Source organism: Mycobacterium sp. IDR2000157661 (assembly GCF_022317005.1).
GTDB lineage: Bacteria > Actinomycetota > Actinomycetes > Mycobacteriales > Mycobacteriaceae > Mycobacterium.
Genome location: NZ_CP081006.1, coordinates 2,363,317 through 2,378,647, shown reverse-complemented (window position 1 = coordinate 2,378,647; position 15,331 = coordinate 2,363,317). Strand labels below are relative to the sequence as shown.

Below are 15,331 nucleotides of genomic sequence, written 5' to 3'. Positions count from 1 at the left end.
GCGGCGGTCATCGCACGGGCTCCCCGTAGTAGTCGAGGAAGATCTCCTCCAACGTCGGTTCCCGCATACCCAAAGCGGTGATCTCCGTTCTGGCGAGGGCTCTCAGTGCCTCCGTCGGGGTGCCGGACAGGCTGAAGCGCAACCGGTCCCCCGGCAGCCGCACCATGTCCGACACGCCGGACACCGAGTCGAGCGGAGGCTCGACGCCGTCGTAGGTCACCTCCACCACGGTGCGCCGCAACCGGCGCAGGTCGGCGATCGTGTCGATCTCCACCAGCCGTCCCGCCCGCAGTATCGCGACGCGGTCACAGACGGCCTCGACCTCGGCCAACTGGTGCGAACTCAGGAAGACGGTCTGGCCGCGATCGCGTGCCTCGCCGACACAGCGGCGAAACTCCCGCTCCATCAAAGGGTCCAGGCCACTGGTCGGTTCGTCGAGAACCAGCAGTGGCGCACGGGTCGAGAACGCGGCCACCAGTGCAACCTTCTGTCTGTTGCCCGTCGAATAGGTCTTGCCGGGGCGGTCGAGGTCCAGGGCGAACCGGTCCACCAGTTCCGTGCGGTAGCCGACGTCGACGCCGGGCCCGATATTTCCCAGCAGTTCGAGTGTCTCGGCGCCGGTCAGGTTCGGCCACAGTGCCACGTCGGCGGGCACATAGGCCAACATGCGATGTGCGCGTCGCACATCGCCTGCGTCACAGCCGAAGACGGCCGCCCGCCCGGCAGTCGGCCGGATCAGCCCGAGGAGCAACCGGATCGTCGTCGACTTTCCCGCGCCGTTGGGGCCGAGAAAGCCGAAAACCTCGCCCGCGGAGACGGTGAGATGCAGGTCGTCGACGGCAACGACGGAACCGAAGCGTTTGGTGAGCCCATCGACCTGGATGGGATTGTCCACAGCAGCGCGCGCAGGCGCGTTCGAATCAACGTGCACGGTGAGCCTTTCACGAGTCGGGTTACTGACCGCCGACCAGACTTCCCGGCTCACCTGCGGACAGAATGTACTCTTCCGCGGTCGCCCGCACCAGAGGGACACCCCCGAAGGCGGTCCGGCCGGCGGCCAATGGGGACTACTTCGGCCGGTCGAGGGGACGGCGGCCGAGCACCCTGCCCCTGTCCTTCGGTCGCCGTGGCGATCACCGACCTGCTCGGCATGCCAAACCAACCAGCCTCGTACACAACGGTATTCGGGAACCACTTCGTCGAGTCGGCCCAGTACTCTGAGGCGATGCGCACATGGCCGGCCGGCCGTCGTCGTCGGTGCTCCTAGGTCGTTCCGACCGCCATGACCTGCCTGCGCAGGCTCTCGGTCGCGGTGTCGAGCACCATCTTCTTGGCCCGGCGCATGATGAAGTCCGGGATCGGGGCCGCCAGATCGAGGATGATGTCGAAGCGCACCCGGGTGCGGTCCTCACCGACGGGCGTGAGGTTGTACTCGCCATGCTGCCCGCGTTGCTGCAACGTCGCCTCGGCGTCCCACACCATCCAGTTGTCGCCCCAGTGGTACTCGAGGACTTCCTGGTCGGTGATGCCCATGATCTTGTACGTGGCCTTGACGTGGTGGGGGCGCCCATCGGGATACCGGTCGAGAACCTCAGCGGTCTTGTGCAGCGATGACCACGACGGCACGGCCTCGATGTCGGCGAGGGCGGCCATGATCGCGTCCTTCGGTGCGTCGAAAACCACTTCCCTCGATGCCCGCACGGCCATGAAGTAAATGGTAGCTAAGCCGGAGGCCCGCCGCACCGTCTCTGGCAGCTAATTATCAATCCCAGTCAATATCGGCGATCGGCGTGACGATCTGCGGCGGTGGATCCACCGAATCGGCGGGTGTACGCGAGAAGCGCGGCGCGGGGGCGGCCTGATCGACGCCGTTGGCGCGCAGCAGAGTTGACCGCGCCCGCAAATGCTCGTTCTGCGCGGCCTCGGTCCACGTGAGAACCGGTGTGACACAGGCGTCGGTGCCGGCGAAGACCGTCTCCCACTCGTCGCGGGTCTTGTTCGCAAAGCACTGCGCGAACAGCCGGTGCATTTCGGGAAACGCGGCCTTGTCCATCTGGCTCGGCACATCGTCGGTGGTCAGCCCGAGACCGGCCAGCAACTGGGCGAAGAACTGCGGTTCGATCGCGCCGACGGCCATGTACCTGCCGTCGGCCGTCTCATAGGTGCGATAGAACGGCGCGCCGCCGTCGAGCAGGAACGACTCCCGCTCGTCGCGCAGCGTGCCGGTGGCCTTCATGGTCCATGCCATCTGAGCGAGCACCGAGACGCCGTCGACCATGGCCGCGTCGATCACCTGCCCCATGCCCGAGCGCTCCCGCTCATACAGCGCGGCGACGATGCCGAGCAGCACGAACATCGACCCACCGCCGAAATCGGCCACCAGGTTCAACGGTGCGACGGGCGGCCGGTCCCGGTAGCCGATCGCCGACAGCGCGCCGGTCTGCGACAGGTAGTTGATGTCGTGGCCGGCGGTCTGCGCCAGCGGGCCGTGCTGCCCCCACCCGGTGATCCTGGCGAAGATCAACCGCGGGTTGCGAGCCGCACAGTCGTCCGGTCCGATGCCCAGACGCTCGCAGGTGCCGGGCCGGAACGCGTCGATCAGCACGTCGGCCTTCGCGACGAGATCAAGCAGCGCCTGCGGGTCCTTCTTCACGTCGAGGTCGACGATGCGCTTGCCGCGGTGCATCAGGTCGATGTTCTCGGCCGGCATCTGCAGTCCGCCTGGCCTGCGCACGCGCACCACGTCCGCCCCGAGATCGGCCAGCACCATCGCCGCGTGCGGTCCGGGACCGATACCGCCGAGTTCGACGACCCGCACACCCGCCAGTGGTCCGCCCATGACTGGCAGACTAACGGCGCTCAGCCCTTCTTGACCTTCAGCACCCGCTTGCGCAGTCCGTCGGTCGCGGTCTCCATCAGGCCCTTGGCGCCCTTCTTGATCAAGAAACCCGGCAACGGGACCAGCGGGTCGACGGTGAGTTCGAATCGGACCCTGGTGCCGTCGCCGTCGGGAGTGAGCGTGTAGCGGCCCTCCTGTGCGCGTTGCTGTTTGGCGCTCTCCAGCGTCCAGCCGACGCCGTCCTCGTGCACGGTGTAGTTGAGTACCTGTTCATCGGTCACCCCGACGATCTTGACGACCTGACGGGACTTGGTCGGGCGCCCCTGCTCGTCGCGTTCGAGAACCTCTACCTTTTGGTGTGTCGACGACCACTCGGTCAGCGACTCCAGGTCGAAGAGCACTTCCATGATCTCGTCGGGCGTCGCCTCGATGACGACTTCACGGGTCTCGGTGACAGCCATGCCGAACTGATTGCCAGCCGAGCCCTCGTCGAAACTATTTGCCCTTCTTGACCTTGAGGACCTGCTTGCGCAGCCCGTCGGTGGCGGCCTCCAGTCCACCCTTCATCGCACGCTTGAGCACGAAGCCGGGGATCGGAACCGACGGATCGACGGTGATCTCGAAGCGCACCTTCGTCTTGTCGCCGTCGGGTGTCAGCGTGTAGGAGGCGTCCTGGGTCTTGAGTTGGCTCGACTCCAGCAGCTTCCAACTGGCGGTGTTGTCGGTCCAGGTGTACTGCACCACTTGTTCGTCGGAGATACCCATGGTCTTGAGCTTCAGCCGCACCCGGCCCGGCCTGCCCTCGGCGTCCCTGTCGAGCACCTCTGCGCCCTGATGCTGGGACGACCATTCCGGCGCGGACTCGACGTCGGCGATGACGTCGAGAACCTCCTCGGGGCTCGCCTCGATCACGACCTCGCGGGAATCGCTGGTAGCCATGGCCTGACCCTAGCCCGATTACGGTTGACGGCATGGAGCTTTGGGAGCTTTGCGCGCGCGAACGGATCCCGAGCGCGCGCACCGCGATCATCGGTAGTGTCGTCGGCTATGGACGTCGATGCGTCGGTCCCACCGAGCGGCACCGGGTGCGCCGAGTGTGAGGCGCACGGCGGGTGGTGGGTGCACCTGCGCCGGTGTGCGGCTTGCGGACACATCGGATGCTGTGACGACTCGCTGGCCCGCCACGCGTCGGCCCACTGGCGCGCCACCGGACACCCGGTCATCCGGTCGTTCGAGCCGGACGAGGACTGGTTCTGGAACTACGACACCAACTCCTACGACGACGGCCCACCACTGGCCCCGCCCGAGAGCCGTCCGCCCGACGAGACGGCGCCAGGTCCGCGCGGCCGGGTTCCGAAGGACTGGATGGCGCGGTTGCGCCGGCGCGGCGACTAGGACCGCGACGAGGCCAACGCCGAAAGCGTCTCGGCGGCCGTATATTTCGGCTTCCATCCCAACTCGGCCATCGCCTTGGTGGTGTCCATGACCACCGAGGTGCGCCCGACGTGCAGCCACTCGAGCACCGAAGGCACGAACGGTAGGCGGGCGATGACATCCGAGGCCACGGTCGCGGCGGCCCTTGGCACCGGTACCGGACGCGCCCCCAGCGCCCTGGCCAACTCGGACATCGACACCACCCCGTCGCCGGCGATGTTGTAGGCGCCCGACGGTGCGGACGTGGTGGCGGCCAGCGCGATCGCGGTGGCGACGTCGTCGTGATGGACCAGTTGCAGCGGCGTTCCGGGGTCGGGAAACGGCGGCTTGAGCAGCGGCAGCATCTGGGTGATCCGCCGGACCGGGCCGGGCAACTGGTTCCAGGGCATGGCGTCGGCCAGCGCCGGCGCCTTCGGGCCGGCGACGATGCAGGGCCGCAGCACGTACACCTGCAGCGGCGTCCCGCCGGTGATCTCGGCCAGGGCGGCTTCGCATTCGGCCTTCTGCTCGGAGTAGTAGTGCTCTGGTGAGCCTCGCGGCGGCACCGTCTCGGTGATCGGCACGGGATTGTCGGAGTGGTACCCGTAGGCCGCCACCGAGGAGGTGTACACCAGCCGGTGTGGGCGCGCCGCTGCCACGGTCGCCTCGAAGACGTTGCGGGTGCCCGCCAGATTGACCCGCGCGCTCTCCTCGCGCGAACCCATGATGATGAACGCCAGGTGGATGACCACGTCGGCGTCGGCGACCAGGGCGTCGACCGCATCGCGGTCGAGAATGTCACCCTGCTGATAGCGGGTCTTCGACCAGCCCTGCGCCGCAGCGTCGAACGGCCGACGCGCCATCCCGACTATCTCGTCCACCTCGTCGAGGCCCTCGAGCGCTTGCACTGCCGACATGCCGATCTCGCCCGTGGGCCCGGTCACGGCCACCGTGAGTCCCATAGCCGACGGCATTCCCTGCGCGGTCCACCCCGAAACCGGAACGGTCAGGACAGGTCGGCGAGCGCTTGCTTGGCGGCGTTGTAGCCGGGCACGAAGGTGATGCCGGGTCCGCCGTGACACCCCGCGCTGCCCAGGTACAGACCGTCGAGCGGAATCGGTTGACCGACATAACCTTTGGGCCCCGGCCGGTTGGGTCCGATCTGGTCGGGGTGGATCAGCCCGTGGCAGTAGTCGCCGCCGGGCGCCCCGAACATCGTGCCCATGTGCTTGGGGGTGAAGGTGGTGTGACGCACGATGAGGCTCTCGAAGTTCGGCGCCAGTCGGGTGATCTTCTCGATGACCCGGCGGCCCATCTCCACCTTCATCTCGCCGTAGCTCTTCTGCGCCTCCTCGATCGGGAACCACAACGAGAACGCCGACGCCGCGTGCTTGCCCGGCGGGGCCAGGCCCGGGTCGTTGACCGACGGGATCTGCAGTGCGATCGCCGGGTCCGCGGGCACGATGCCGCGCCGGCAGTCCTCCCACTGTTGCTGCAATTCCTCGGGGGTGCTGAAGATTCCGATGTTGGACTGCATCGCGGGAGCGTTGAGCACCTCGTAGGGGGCGGCGAACTGAGGGATTCCGTCCAGTGCGAAATGCATCTGCAGGTAGCTGCCGCGGTGATCCACGCGGGCGAACCGCTCACGCACGTCCGGCGGAAGGGCCGCGGAATCGACGAGTCCGTTGACCGTCAGGTCCGGCGCGATGCCGGAAACCACGACGGGGGCGGCGATCGCCGTGCCGTCCTCGAAACGGATGCCGCTTACCCGGCCCTCGGTGACCGTGATTTCGGTGACCTTGCTGCGCAGTCGTAGTTCACCACCGGCGGCGGCGAACACATCGCACAGGTGCGACGTCAACGCCCCGATTCCACCACGTAACTTCTTGACCAGCAATGCGTTCTCGTCCGGAACGGCGAAGCCGTAGGCCAGCGCCGCGGCGGTCCCCGGTGTGGCGGGGCCGCGGTAAGTGGTGTTGCACGCCAGCAGTGACAACATCCCCCGCAGCGCACCGTTCTTCTCCTTGTCCGGCAGGTAGCGGTCCAGCACGTCGGTGACGGAGCCGAAGAGCAGGTCGGTGATCGTCGATCGTTCGAACTCGTTTGTCGCACACGCGTACATCTCATCGAGTGTTTTCGGTGGCTGTCCGGCATCGAATCGGCCGAGTGCCCGTGTAGGCGCCTGACACCAGGCCATCAGGCCGGCCATCCCGTTGACGGCCTCGGCGCCGTGCACCTCGTTGAGGTGAGTCAGCAGCTTCATCGGGTCGGTGTAGTAGATCAGCGGCTCGTCGCCGACGCCGCGCAGCGACACCGACATCACGTCGAGCTCGACGTTGGGCAGCTGGTCGAGACCGAGCTCCCGGCTAACCGCGGCCGATGTGGGAATCTGCACTGAGCCGGCGATCTCGAAGCGGAAGCCGTCGAACAGTTCGACGGTGGAGGCCATCCCGCCCGCGTAGAGCTTGGCATCCAGGCACAGCGTGCGCACCCCGGCCTTCTGCAACAAGGTCGCCGCGGTCAAACCGTTGTGCCCGGCACCGATCACTATCGCGTCGAAGTCCGCCATGGGCCGAGGCTGGCACGGGGCCCACGTTTTGTCAATATTGACAAAACCGCGCTACCCGATGCCACGGGCCAACGTGTCGAGCGCCTCCCGGGTCAGCCGCGACAGTTCGGGCAGGGAGCGCTCCTCCCCCAACATCCACACCTCCATCGCCCCGAAGACCGCAGCCGCGATGCACCGCGCCGTCACGGCCACCCGCATGCGTTCGTCGCTGCCCGGTGCCGGCGGGCTGCCGCCGGTCAGGTGCTCCTCGATCGCCTCGGCGAGTTCGGCCTCCACCTGCCGCATGTGGCGCACGATGCGGCCCGGTTCCATCTCCTGGGCACGCAGGGCGGCGGTCTGCGTGACGGCCCAGTCGTCGTAGGGTCGCGCCATGATCGCCGCGTGCACCGACTCGACGATCGGCTGGTCGGGGTCGCTGGCCGCCAGGGCGGCCTTGAACCACCGCAGGCCTGCGTAGTCGGCGAACAGCAGGTCATGCTTGGACTCGAAGTGGCGGTAGAAGGTCCGCAGTGAGACTCCGGCGTCGGCGGCGATCTGTTCGGCCGACGTGTCGTCGACGCCCTGGGCAAGGAACCGGACGACTGCGGCCTGTCGCAGCGCTTGTCGTGTGCGCTCGCTGCGCGCGGTGTGGGCGGGCCGGGGCATGAGCCGAAAGTACCGCAGGCCCATCGCTCCGGTTATGTCAATATTGACAAAACTTCGGGCGATGGTCAGACTCCGGCTATGGTCTCGCTGATCGTTCACCTCTTGCTCGGGTTCGCCACGCTGGCCGTCATCGTCAGGACGAATCCGGCGGTCTTCGCCCGCTATCCGTCGGGCAGGCGCGTCACCGGGCTCGAGCTGTTCTATTACGTGGCCGGCGTCGCGTCGGTGGTGCTGGGCTACTACTTCAACAATCAGTTCGTCGCGGAATACGCACCGGCAGGAGGATTGCACAACTTCGTCTGGGGCCCGGGCAGTTGGACCGAGTTCATCGTGCTCGGCTACGACAACCCGGCGGCAAGTTCGGCCAGCCAGGACTACACGATCATGAGCCTTCTGCTGTTCCCGGCGTGGCTGCTGGTCGACGGCCGCAGGCGCGGCATCAGGCACGCATGGTTGTACCTGGGTTTCATCCTGTTCGCCAGTTCGGCGTTCGCCTGGGCGTTCTACCTGGCCACCATCGAGCGTCAACATCGCCACGAGCAGGATTTGATTCAGGTCAAGTCGCCCGCCTGAAAGGCGATACGGCCGTACTGTAGGCGTGTGGGGGGAAACACGACCGGCGGTTGCTGCACGGACCGGCTCGCCGGGACCGCCTCATGATGGTGCACCATCTCAACTGCGGCTCGATGCACCCGTTCAGCATCCAGCCTCTGGTGTGCCATGTGCTGCTGGTCGAGACCGAGAACGGGCTGGTGCTGGTTGACAGTGGATACGGCCTGGCGGACTGCGATGATCCCGCACGGCGGGCCGGCCCCACACGGCACTTCTTCCGGCCTCGCTTCGACCGCGAGGAGACCGCCATCCGGCATGTCCAACGGCTGGGCTTCCGAGCCGAGGACGTCCGCCACATCGTGGTCACGCACTTCGACGTCGACCACATCGGCGGGTTGTCGGACTTTCCCGACGCCGAGATTCACTGCACCGCAGCCGAAGTGCTGGGTGCTATGCGAGCGCCGACGCGCGGCGAGAAGTTCCGGTTCCGGCCGGCCCAGTGGGAGCACGGACCGAAGATCGTCGAGCACACCCCCGAGGGCGAGCGCTGGCGCGGGTTCGCCGCCGCCAGGGAGCTCACCGACGTCTCACCGGGAATCGTGCTGGTGTCGCTGCCCGGCCACACGCGCGGCCACGCCTGCGTCGCCGTCGACGCAGGGCATCGCTGGCTGCTGCACTGTGGCGACGCGTTCTATCACCCGAGCACGATCGGCGGTGCCGGGCGGATTGCGCGGCCTCTCGGCGCCTTCGAGAAGGTGGCCGCGTTCGACCGCAAGCAGGTACGCGACAACCACGCGCGACTCACCGAGCTGTACCGGCGCGCCGAACCGGATCTCTTGTTGCTGTGCGCGCACGATCCCGGTCTGCTCGAGTACGCACGGCAGACCGCCTGACTACTTGGCTGCGCGCTTGCGCAGGAACGACTGCAGACCACCCAGCACGTCGTAGTAGCGAGTCGGTGCGATCCGTCCCAGCGCGTCGAACAGGTAGGCGTCCGGCCCGATCAGAACGCGGGCCTTACCCGCCTCCACCCTGCGGTGGATGATCGCCGCGGCCTTCTCCGGCTGGGTCATCGTGATGGCCGCGAACTCCTGAGCCATCTGCTCCTGGGTGCGGCCGCGGCCCTCTGGATCGTGGCGGTACCTGGCGTTGCGCACGATGTTGGTGTTGATGCCACCGGGGTGCACGTTGACCGCCGCTACCCCGGTGCCGCGCAATTCCTGACGCAACGAATCGGTGAAGCCGCGCACTGCGAATTTGGCCGAGCAGTACGCAGATTGGGTAGGCATGCCGAGTAGACCGAACACACTCGAGGTGTTGACGATGACGCCCTCGTCCTGCTCGACGAGGATCGGCAGGAAGGCGCGCGTACCGTTGACGACGCCGCCGAAGTTGATGTCCCACAGCCACTGGTCGTCTTCGGGTACGGCGTCGAGGACGCTGGAGGCCACCGCGACACCGGCGTTGTTGAACACCGCGCCGATGATTTGCGGTGCCCAGTCGCGCACCTCGGCGGCGAAGTCGCGCTGGGCGTCGGCGTCGCGCACGTCGAGCACCCGCAGCAGGGCTGGACCACGCAGGCTGGCCTCCGTCTCCTTCAGGCCCTGCTCGTCGACGTCGGCGATGGCAACCGGACAACTGTGTGCCGAAAGTCGTTGCGCCAAGGCGCGCCCGATCCCGGAGGCGGCACCGGTGATGACCGCGGTGCGGCCGCTGATCGTTCTGCGCTGCTTGCTCATACCGGCTCCTTGAGGGTGAGGTGGTGTGCGTCGGCATCGGTGCTGGTTGTGGCGCGCCGGTAGACCACGGCGCGGCCGCCGCGGGCCGGCGCGGTGGCCACTCCGCGCGAACGACGGCGCTCGCCCGGGGCTGATGTCGCCCCGAACTCGAATCCCCGCAACAGTGTTCGCAATGTCGCGGTCATCTCCATGTTCGCGAAGGCCGCGCCGATGCACCGTCGGATGCCACCGCCGTAGGGAATCCAGGCGTGGGTGTCGGGGGCAGCGCCGATGAAGCGGTCCGGGTCGAAAGCGCCGGGCTCGACGACGAGATCACTGTTGGTGGTGAACAGGTCCTTGACGAGGACGCGGTCGCTGACGATCAGGGAGCGGCCGAGCATCGGCAGGTCGACGGTGAACGCGGCGCCGTATCGGCGGCCGATGGCGACCAGGGTGCGGTGCCGTGCTGTCAGGAACGCCAGCCCTACCGCGGCCTTGGGTAGCCGTGGCCCCGGCGGTAACCGCACGGGGTCGGTCGTCGCTTCGGCCATGCCGTCACCTTCCCGGACCACCCTGGTACCTCAACGTACCGGCTTACGGTACGTTGGTGTACCGAAGATGACAAGCATCGACTTTGGATAGCACTCCTACCGGATCGGCCCGCGTTCGGTTCGGCTACCGGCCGGGATGATCATCGCGATGGCCAGCGCCGCCGCCGCGGCGACACCCGACACCACGAGGGCTGAGGTGTGCATCGCCGACACGAACGCCTGCTCGGATGCGGCCAAGATCGGCGCCGCCTGCGGTCCGATCGAGTCCAGCACGTGCACCGCCTTGCCGAACCCGTCGGCGACCTGCTCGCGCAGCGGTTCGGGCAGTGCCGACAGCTGCGGTGTGACCTCCGCGGTGTAGCGCTCAGCCAGCACCGAACCCGCGATGGCGATGCCCACCGCCGCACCCAACTCGCGCGTGGTGTCGTTGATGGCCGACGCGACGCCCTGGCGTTCATCACGCAGCGACGACATGATCGTCGACGTGGCGGGCGCCGTGCACAGCCCGATCCCCGCACCGATGACGACGGTGGGCACCGCCAACTGCAGATACGACGAATCCGTCTCGAGCATCAACAGGCACAAGAAGCCCGCCGAGAGCACGACCAGCCCGGAGATGAGCACCCGCTTGAGACCCCACCGCGGGGTGTAGCGGAAGGACAGCAGCGACAAGCCGACCAGCGGAATCATGAACGGGGCGAAGGCGAGTCCGGCCCCCAGCGCCGAGAAACCCATGATCAGTTGCGCGTACTGCATGCCGAGGTAGAAGAACCCGAAGGTCGCGGCGAAGATCGCCGTGATCGTCACCGCGCTCGCGGCCATCGGGGCGTCACGGAACAATCTCGGATCGAGAAGTGGTTGCCGCCGGCGGGATTCGACCATGACGAACGCCACCCCCGACACCAGGCCGCCGGCCAGGAACGCCAAGGTCGCGGGGTGCGTCCAGCCCCGGCTCGGCGCTTCGAGGAGGCCGACCACCACCATGGCCACCGCGGCCGCGACGAGCGAAGCGCCGATCCAGTCGACGGCCCGCCGATCCGCCGCGGGTGCCGGCGAAATGGTCCATGCTGCAAGGAAAACGAGGACACCGGCGATGGCCAGAGCCCAGCAGATCGCCTGCCATTCCCAGAAGGACAGCAGGATGCCCGACCCGACGAGGCCCACCACACCGGCGCAACCCGCCACACTCGCCCAGATCGCGATCGCCCTGGAACGCCGCTCGGCGGGATAGGCCTGCGACAGCACGGCCAGCGTCGCGGGCATGACGAATGCCGCGCCCGCGCCGGCCACCATGCGAGAGGCGATGAGCGCCGACGGTGAGTCGATGAACGCCGGTACCGCCGATGCGACGGAGAAGACCGCCAGCCCGGCCAACATCGTCACCCGGCGGCCGTGCCGGTCACCGATTGCTCCCGCCGGTAGCAGCAGGCACGCGAGCACGACGGTGTAGCCGTCGACGATCCAGTTCAGTTGTGTCTGGGTGGCCGAGGTGGCTACCGCGATGTCGCCAAGGGCGGTGTTGAATGCCACCATCGATCCGACGACGAGAGCGACGCCGAGACAGCCCACCACCAACGTCCACAGCGGACGGCGCTCGCCGGTGAGAGTCACCGGCGAGCGCGGGGATTCGACGTTGAACACCAGTTACTCGTCGCCGCCGTCGTTGTCCGAACCGGCGTCGCCGTCGGCCCCGTTGCCGGTGCCGCCGCTGCCTGCGGTGGAGCCGGAAGCGTCGACGTCATCGGCCGTCGTCACGGCGGTGACGGCCGCATCGTCGTCGTCGAAGCCGCTCGTGCCCCCGGTGCCGCCGGTGACACCTCCGGGTTCGACCTTGTTGCCGTCCTCAGTGCTGATGCGGTTCGTCGATGTCACGGTCGGCTCGGCCTTGGCGGCGGTTCGCGTCGGCGCGACAGTGGCGGTGCTGGGCGACGCGTACTGGAATCCGATGTTGAATGCGCCGACCGTGTAGTCGGTGGTGTTGAAGAACCCGACGTTTCCGGTGCCGGTGTTGCCGATGCCGAAGTTCAGCTGACCGGTGTTGCCGACCCCGAAGTTCAGGTTGCCGTTGTTGTTGAACCCGAAGTTGCGGATGCCCGTGTTGTTGCCGCCGACGTTGAACTCGCCGTCATTGTCGAAGCCCACGTTGAAGTTGCCGGTGTTGCCGACGCCGATGTTGAAGTCGCCGACGTTGTCGGCGCCGATGTTGTAGTCGCCCTTGTTGTCGACACCTGTGTTGGCCACCCCGCTGTTGTTGATTCCGGTGTTGAAGGCGCCCTCGTTGTTGAAACCGAGGTTGGGCGTCCCGGTCAGCAGGCTGAGCTGAAGCCCTGAACCGGCCAATGCTGCAGCCGACGGGGCGGCGGCGGGCTGAAGGGCACGTGCGGCGGCCTCAGGCGCGTCGGCATCCACGTCCCCCGACGGGACGGGGGCCGGGGTCACGGTGACTGCGGCTGCGGGCCGGGTGCCGGCGGTGCTGGCAGCGAGTGTCGTCGGCGGCGCATCGTCAACGGGAGATGGGACGCTGGTGGGACTGGCGGCGAGCACACCCGCTCCGACCACCGAGATTCCGGCCATCAGATATGCGCGGACACTGACCCGAGACCCGAACCCCGGCGCGCTGTGCTTGGACATGTGGATTCCCTTCGACCCTGGCGGACCCGCCGCCTTTTCGCTGACGTAAGCGATTCGTTGCATAACCGATGCAGGATGGGTCGAAACGGAGAAGAAGATGACGTCTCACGCGGTACGCCGAAGAGATGACTGAAGTGTGACGGACGGAGCGGCAGCACCGCCGGGGCGCCAACGACTCCGAATTGCTTAGCACACTGAAAAACAGCCCCGCGTGGCTTCTCGAGGAGCAGCGCAATGAATTTCACACTGTCCGAGGTCGCCGCCCGGCAGGGCGATGCGATCGACTCGCGCTACCACCCGTCGGCGGCGGTGCGTCGACAACTCAACAAGGTCTTTCCGACGCACTGGTCGTTCCTGCTCGGTGAGATCGCGCTGTACAGCTTCATCGTTCTGCTGATCACCGGCGTGTACCTGACGCTGTTCTTCGATCCGTCGATGGCCGAGGTCACCTACGAGGGGGTGTACCAGCCGCTGCGCGGTGTCACGATGTCGAAGGCCTACGAATCGACGCTGGACATCACCTTCGAGGTGCGCGGCGGATTGTTCGTGCGCCAGGTGCACCACTGGGCCGCGTTGTTGTTCGCCGCGGCGATCATGGTTCACCTGGCCCGGATCTTCTTCACCGGGGCGTTCCGCCGACCGCGGGAAGCGAACTGGGTGATCGGGTCGCTGCTGCTGATCCTGGCCATGTTCGAGGGGTTCTTCGGCTACTCGCTACCCGACGACCTGCTTTCGGGCACCGGCATCCGGGCCGCGCTGTCTTCGATCACGTTGGGCATGCCGGTGATCGGGACCTGGCTGCACTGGGCACTGTTCGGCGGCGACTTCCCCGGCGACATCCTCATCCCCCGCCTGTATGCCATCCACATCCTGATCTTCCCCGGCATCATGCTGGCGCTGATCGGGATTCACCTGGCGCTGGTGTGGTTCCAAAAGCACACGCAGTTCCCGGGTCCGGGGCGCACCGAGCAGAACGTGGTCGGCGTGCGCGTCATGCCGGTGTTCGCCGTCAAGTCCGGCGCGTTCTTCGCGATGACCGTCGGCGTGCTGGGCCTCATGGGCGGGCTGCTGCAGATCAACCCGGTGTGGAATCTCGGTCCGTACAAGCCTTATCAGGTGTCGGCGGGCAGCCAGCCCGACTTCTACATGATGTGGACCGACGGCTTGATCCGGCTGTGGCCCGCGTGGGAGCTCTACATCGGCAACTACACGGTCCCGTCTGCGGTCGCCGTCGCGGTGATCATGGGGTTGGTGTTCATCCTGCTGACCGTCTACCCGTTCATCGAGCAGAGGCTGACCGGCGATCGGGCGCACCACAACCTGCTGCAGCGGCCGCGAGACGTCCCCGTGCGCACGGGCGTCGGTGCGATGGCCATCGCGTTCTACATCGTTCTGACGTTCAGCGCGATGAACGACATCATCGCCTACAAGTTCAACGTGTCGCTGAATGCGACGACGTGGATCGGGCGCATCGGCATGGTGGTGTTGCCTGCGATCGTCTACTTCGTGACGTACCGGTGGTGTGTGGCCCTGCAGCGCAGCGACCGTGCGGTGCTCGAACACGGCGTGGAGACCGGCATCATCAAGCGGTTGCCCACCGGCGCCTACATCGAACTGCACCAGCCGCTGGGCCCGGTCGATGCACACGGCCACCCGATTCCACTCGAGTACCAGGGCGCACCGGTGCCCAAGCGGATGAACAAGCTCGGCTCGGCGGGGGCACCCGGCAGCGGCGGCTTCCTGGCTGCCGACTCCGCCCACGAGCACGAGGCGCTGGCCCAGGCGCAACACGCCGGCGAGCGCAAAGCGCTGACCGCATTGGCCGAGCAGCAGTCGCACAACGGCTCGACGAACGGAGACCGTTACGGTTCGTCGTGACGTTGCGCTGATAATTGTCCTGCTGGGGCCTGGCGAAAAGGTATGCCACTACGTTAATCTCGCAGCAGTCGACCCTATCGTGAGGGCGACTCTGTGAATCGGCCGGCGTTGACAGTACAGCGTGGACCACATTGGTGATCGCGTGTTCAAGCGCCGTCCTCCGCCATCGGCAAGAGCCCCCGCATCGGTCCCGCTGCGCGATGGTTCAGCAGGGCGTCGTCTCTGATATTTCGCGCGATTACCTGGGACCTAGGTGGGGGAATTGGGACAGGTTGCGTCCGCGCCCTCGCTAGGCGAGCGACGGGAGCAGCCCTGTAGTTAAAAAAGCAGCTCAGCCCGAGTTCGCCGCCCCTTCGGCCGGTCCTTGCTCGGTCAGGCGATCCTGATCGCGCAAGCTCCGCCGCTGGACATATAAAGCTGAAGAGGAGCGACAACTACCCTCTGTCGTGGCCAGGGCCGGGATCGAACCGGCGACCTTCCGCTTTTCAGGCGGACGCTCGTACCAACTGAGCTACCTGGCCGGAAGGCACCGGCC

Annotated in this window: 16 protein-coding genes and 1 tRNA gene; 4 read left to right on the top strand and 13 right to left on the bottom strand. The window is 67.0% G+C overall.

Annotation, left to right across the window (positions count from 1 at the left end):
* Nucleotides 1–7: 7 nt before the first annotated feature.
* The 5 genes from K3G64_RS12710 to K3G64_RS12690 all read right to left on the bottom strand — a co-directional run bounded on the left by K3G64_RS12710 (nucleotide 8) and on the right by K3G64_RS12690 (nucleotide 3,778).
* Nucleotides 8–931: an ABC transporter ATP-binding protein gene (locus tag K3G64_RS12710; RefSeq protein WP_305071287.1), complete on the bottom strand. Its 924-nt coding sequence runs from the start codon at nucleotides 929–931 to the stop codon at nucleotides 8–10.
* A 332-nt stretch (nucleotides 932–1,263) separates the two neighbouring features.
* Nucleotides 1,264–1,707 carry an SRPBCC family protein gene (locus tag K3G64_RS12705; protein ID WP_238950232.1) on the bottom strand — a complete coding sequence of 148 codons (444 nt, stop codon included), beginning with the start codon at nucleotides 1,705–1,707 and terminating at the stop codon, nucleotides 1,264–1,266.
* A 55-nt stretch (nucleotides 1,708–1,762) separates the two neighbouring features.
* Nucleotides 1,763–2,839, bottom strand: coding sequence for a CaiB/BaiF CoA transferase family protein (locus tag K3G64_RS12700; protein ID WP_238950231.1), 1,077 nt, complete (start codon nucleotides 2,837–2,839; stop codon nucleotides 1,763–1,765).
* Between the two features lie 20 nt (nucleotides 2,840–2,859).
* Nucleotides 2,860–3,300, bottom strand: coding sequence for an SRPBCC family protein (locus tag K3G64_RS12695; protein ID WP_238950230.1), 441 nt, complete (start codon nucleotides 3,298–3,300; stop codon nucleotides 2,860–2,862).
* Nucleotides 3,301–3,334: 34 nt separating this feature from the next.
* Nucleotides 3,335–3,778: an SRPBCC family protein gene (locus tag K3G64_RS12690; protein ID WP_238950229.1), complete on the bottom strand. Its 444-nt coding sequence runs from the start codon at nucleotides 3,776–3,778 to the stop codon at nucleotides 3,335–3,337.
* Nucleotides 3,779–3,886: 108 nt separating this feature from the next.
* Here K3G64_RS12690 and K3G64_RS12685 point away from each other — a divergent pair, with 108 nt between their 5' ends.
* Entirely contained in the window at nucleotides 3,887–4,234 is a 348-nt protein-coding gene (locus K3G64_RS12685) for a UBP-type zinc finger domain-containing protein (RefSeq protein ID WP_238950228.1), read from the top strand.
* On the opposite strand, the gene K3G64_RS12680 is transcribed toward K3G64_RS12685, so the two are convergent.
* From K3G64_RS12680 to K3G64_RS12670, 3 genes are read right to left on the bottom strand one after another with little or no spacing between them, the layout of a single operon-like run.
* The gene (locus tag K3G64_RS12680) at nucleotides 4,231–5,214 is read right to left on the bottom strand and encodes an NAD-dependent epimerase/dehydratase family protein (protein WP_238950227.1); all 984 of its coding nucleotides are present in this window, start codon (nucleotides 5,212–5,214) and stop codon (nucleotides 4,231–4,233) included. The two genes, K3G64_RS12685 and K3G64_RS12680, sit on opposite strands and share 4 nt — an antisense overlap.
* A 44-nt stretch (nucleotides 5,215–5,258) precedes the next feature.
* A complete protein-coding gene (locus K3G64_RS12675; protein WP_238950226.1) occupies nucleotides 5,259–6,821 on the bottom strand; it encodes a phytoene desaturase family protein in 1,563 nt (520 codons plus the stop codon).
* Between the two features lie 51 nt (nucleotides 6,822–6,872).
* A complete protein-coding gene (locus tag K3G64_RS12670; RefSeq protein ID WP_238950224.1) occupies nucleotides 6,873–7,466 on the bottom strand; it encodes a TetR/AcrR family transcriptional regulator in 594 nt (197 codons plus the stop codon).
* 78 nt (nucleotides 7,467–7,544) lie between these two features.
* On the opposite strand from K3G64_RS12670, the gene K3G64_RS12665 reads away from it, so the two are divergent.
* Nucleotides 7,545–8,039 carry a DUF2834 domain-containing protein gene (locus K3G64_RS12665; protein ID WP_238950222.1) on the top strand — a complete coding sequence of 165 codons (495 nt, stop codon included), beginning with the start codon at nucleotides 7,545–7,547 and terminating at the stop codon, nucleotides 8,037–8,039.
* An 83-nt stretch (nucleotides 8,040–8,122) separates the two neighbouring features.
* The gene (locus K3G64_RS12660; protein ID WP_238950221.1) at nucleotides 8,123–8,911 is read left to right on the top strand and encodes an MBL fold metallo-hydrolase; all 789 of its coding nucleotides are present in this window, start codon (nucleotides 8,123–8,125) and stop codon (nucleotides 8,909–8,911) included.
* Here K3G64_RS12660 and K3G64_RS12655 read toward each other — a convergent pair whose 3' ends face one another.
* From K3G64_RS12655 to K3G64_RS12640, 4 genes are all read right to left on the bottom strand, one after another.
* Nucleotides 8,912–9,757: an SDR family NAD(P)-dependent oxidoreductase gene (locus K3G64_RS12655; RefSeq protein ID WP_238950219.1), complete on the bottom strand. Its 846-nt coding sequence runs from the start codon at nucleotides 9,755–9,757 to the stop codon at nucleotides 8,912–8,914.
* Nucleotides 9,754–10,287, bottom strand: coding sequence for a cytochrome P450 (locus tag K3G64_RS25690; protein WP_370647150.1), 534 nt, complete (start codon nucleotides 10,285–10,287; stop codon nucleotides 9,754–9,756). The genes K3G64_RS12655 and K3G64_RS25690 overlap by 4 nt, the downstream gene beginning before the upstream one ends.
* Before the next feature lie 96 nt (nucleotides 10,288–10,383).
* On the bottom strand, nucleotides 10,384–11,928 hold the full coding sequence (locus tag K3G64_RS12645) for an MFS transporter (protein ID WP_238950217.1): 1,545 nt from the start codon (nucleotides 11,926–11,928) through the stop codon (nucleotides 10,384–10,386).
* A 3-nt stretch (nucleotides 11,929–11,931) separates the two neighbouring features.
* A complete protein-coding gene (locus K3G64_RS12640) occupies nucleotides 11,932–12,918 on the bottom strand; it encodes a pentapeptide repeat-containing protein (protein WP_238950215.1) in 987 nt (328 codons plus the stop codon).
* A gap of 234 nt (nucleotides 12,919–13,152) precedes the next feature.
* Between K3G64_RS12640 and qcrB the strand changes: the two genes are divergently transcribed.
* Nucleotides 13,153–14,796, top strand: coding sequence for a cytochrome bc1 complex cytochrome b subunit (qcrB, locus tag K3G64_RS12635; protein WP_238950214.1), 1,644 nt, complete (start codon nucleotides 13,153–13,155; stop codon nucleotides 14,794–14,796).
* 447 nt (nucleotides 14,797–15,243) lie between these two features.
* On the opposite strand, the gene K3G64_RS12630 is transcribed toward qcrB, so the two are convergent.
* A tRNA-Phe gene (locus tag K3G64_RS12630) sits at nucleotides 15,244–15,317 on the bottom strand.
* Between the last annotated feature and the right edge of the window lie 14 nt (nucleotides 15,318–15,331).

Bases quoted from the DNA above. Each gene is read 5' to 3' on its own strand.
- K3G64_RS12685 (WP_238950228.1), top strand. From the start codon at position 3,887: ATGGACGTCGATGCGTCGGTCCCACCGAGCGGCACCGGGTGCGCCGAG.
- K3G64_RS12640 (WP_238950215.1), bottom strand. From the start codon at position 12,918: ATGTCCAAGCACAGCGCGCCGGGGTTCGGGTCTCGGGTCAGTGTCCGC.
- K3G64_RS25690 (WP_370647150.1), bottom strand. From the start codon at position 10,287: ATGGCCGAAGCGACGACCGACCCCGTGCGGTTACCGCCGGGGCCACGG.
- K3G64_RS12690 (WP_238950229.1), bottom strand. From the start codon at position 3,778: ATGGCTACCAGCGATTCCCGCGAGGTCGTGATCGAGGCGAGCCCCGAG.
- K3G64_RS12660 (WP_238950221.1), top strand. From the start codon at position 8,123: ATGATGGTGCACCATCTCAACTGCGGCTCGATGCACCCGTTCAGCATC.
- K3G64_RS12665 (WP_238950222.1), top strand. From the start codon at position 7,545: ATGGTCTCGCTGATCGTTCACCTCTTGCTCGGGTTCGCCACGCTGGCC.
- K3G64_RS12700 (WP_238950231.1), bottom strand. From the start codon at position 2,839: ATGGGCGGACCACTGGCGGGTGTGCGGGTCGTCGAACTCGGCGGTATC.
- K3G64_RS12670 (WP_238950224.1), bottom strand. From the start codon at position 7,466: ATGCCCCGGCCCGCCCACACCGCGCGCAGCGAGCGCACACGACAAGCG.
- K3G64_RS12695 (WP_238950230.1), bottom strand. From the start codon at position 3,300: ATGGCTGTCACCGAGACCCGTGAAGTCGTCATCGAGGCGACGCCCGAC.
- K3G64_RS12655 (WP_238950219.1), bottom strand. From the start codon at position 9,757: ATGAGCAAGCAGCGCAGAACGATCAGCGGCCGCACCGCGGTCATCACC.
- K3G64_RS12675 (WP_238950226.1), bottom strand. From the start codon at position 6,821: ATGGCGGACTTCGACGCGATAGTGATCGGTGCCGGGCACAACGGTTTG.
- K3G64_RS12705 (WP_238950232.1), bottom strand. From the start codon at position 1,707: ATGGCCGTGCGGGCATCGAGGGAAGTGGTTTTCGACGCACCGAAGGAC.
- qcrB (WP_238950214.1), top strand. From the start codon at position 13,153: ATGAATTTCACACTGTCCGAGGTCGCCGCCCGGCAGGGCGATGCGATC.
- K3G64_RS12680 (WP_238950227.1), bottom strand. From the start codon at position 5,214: ATGGGACTCACGGTGGCCGTGACCGGGCCCACGGGCGAGATCGGCATG.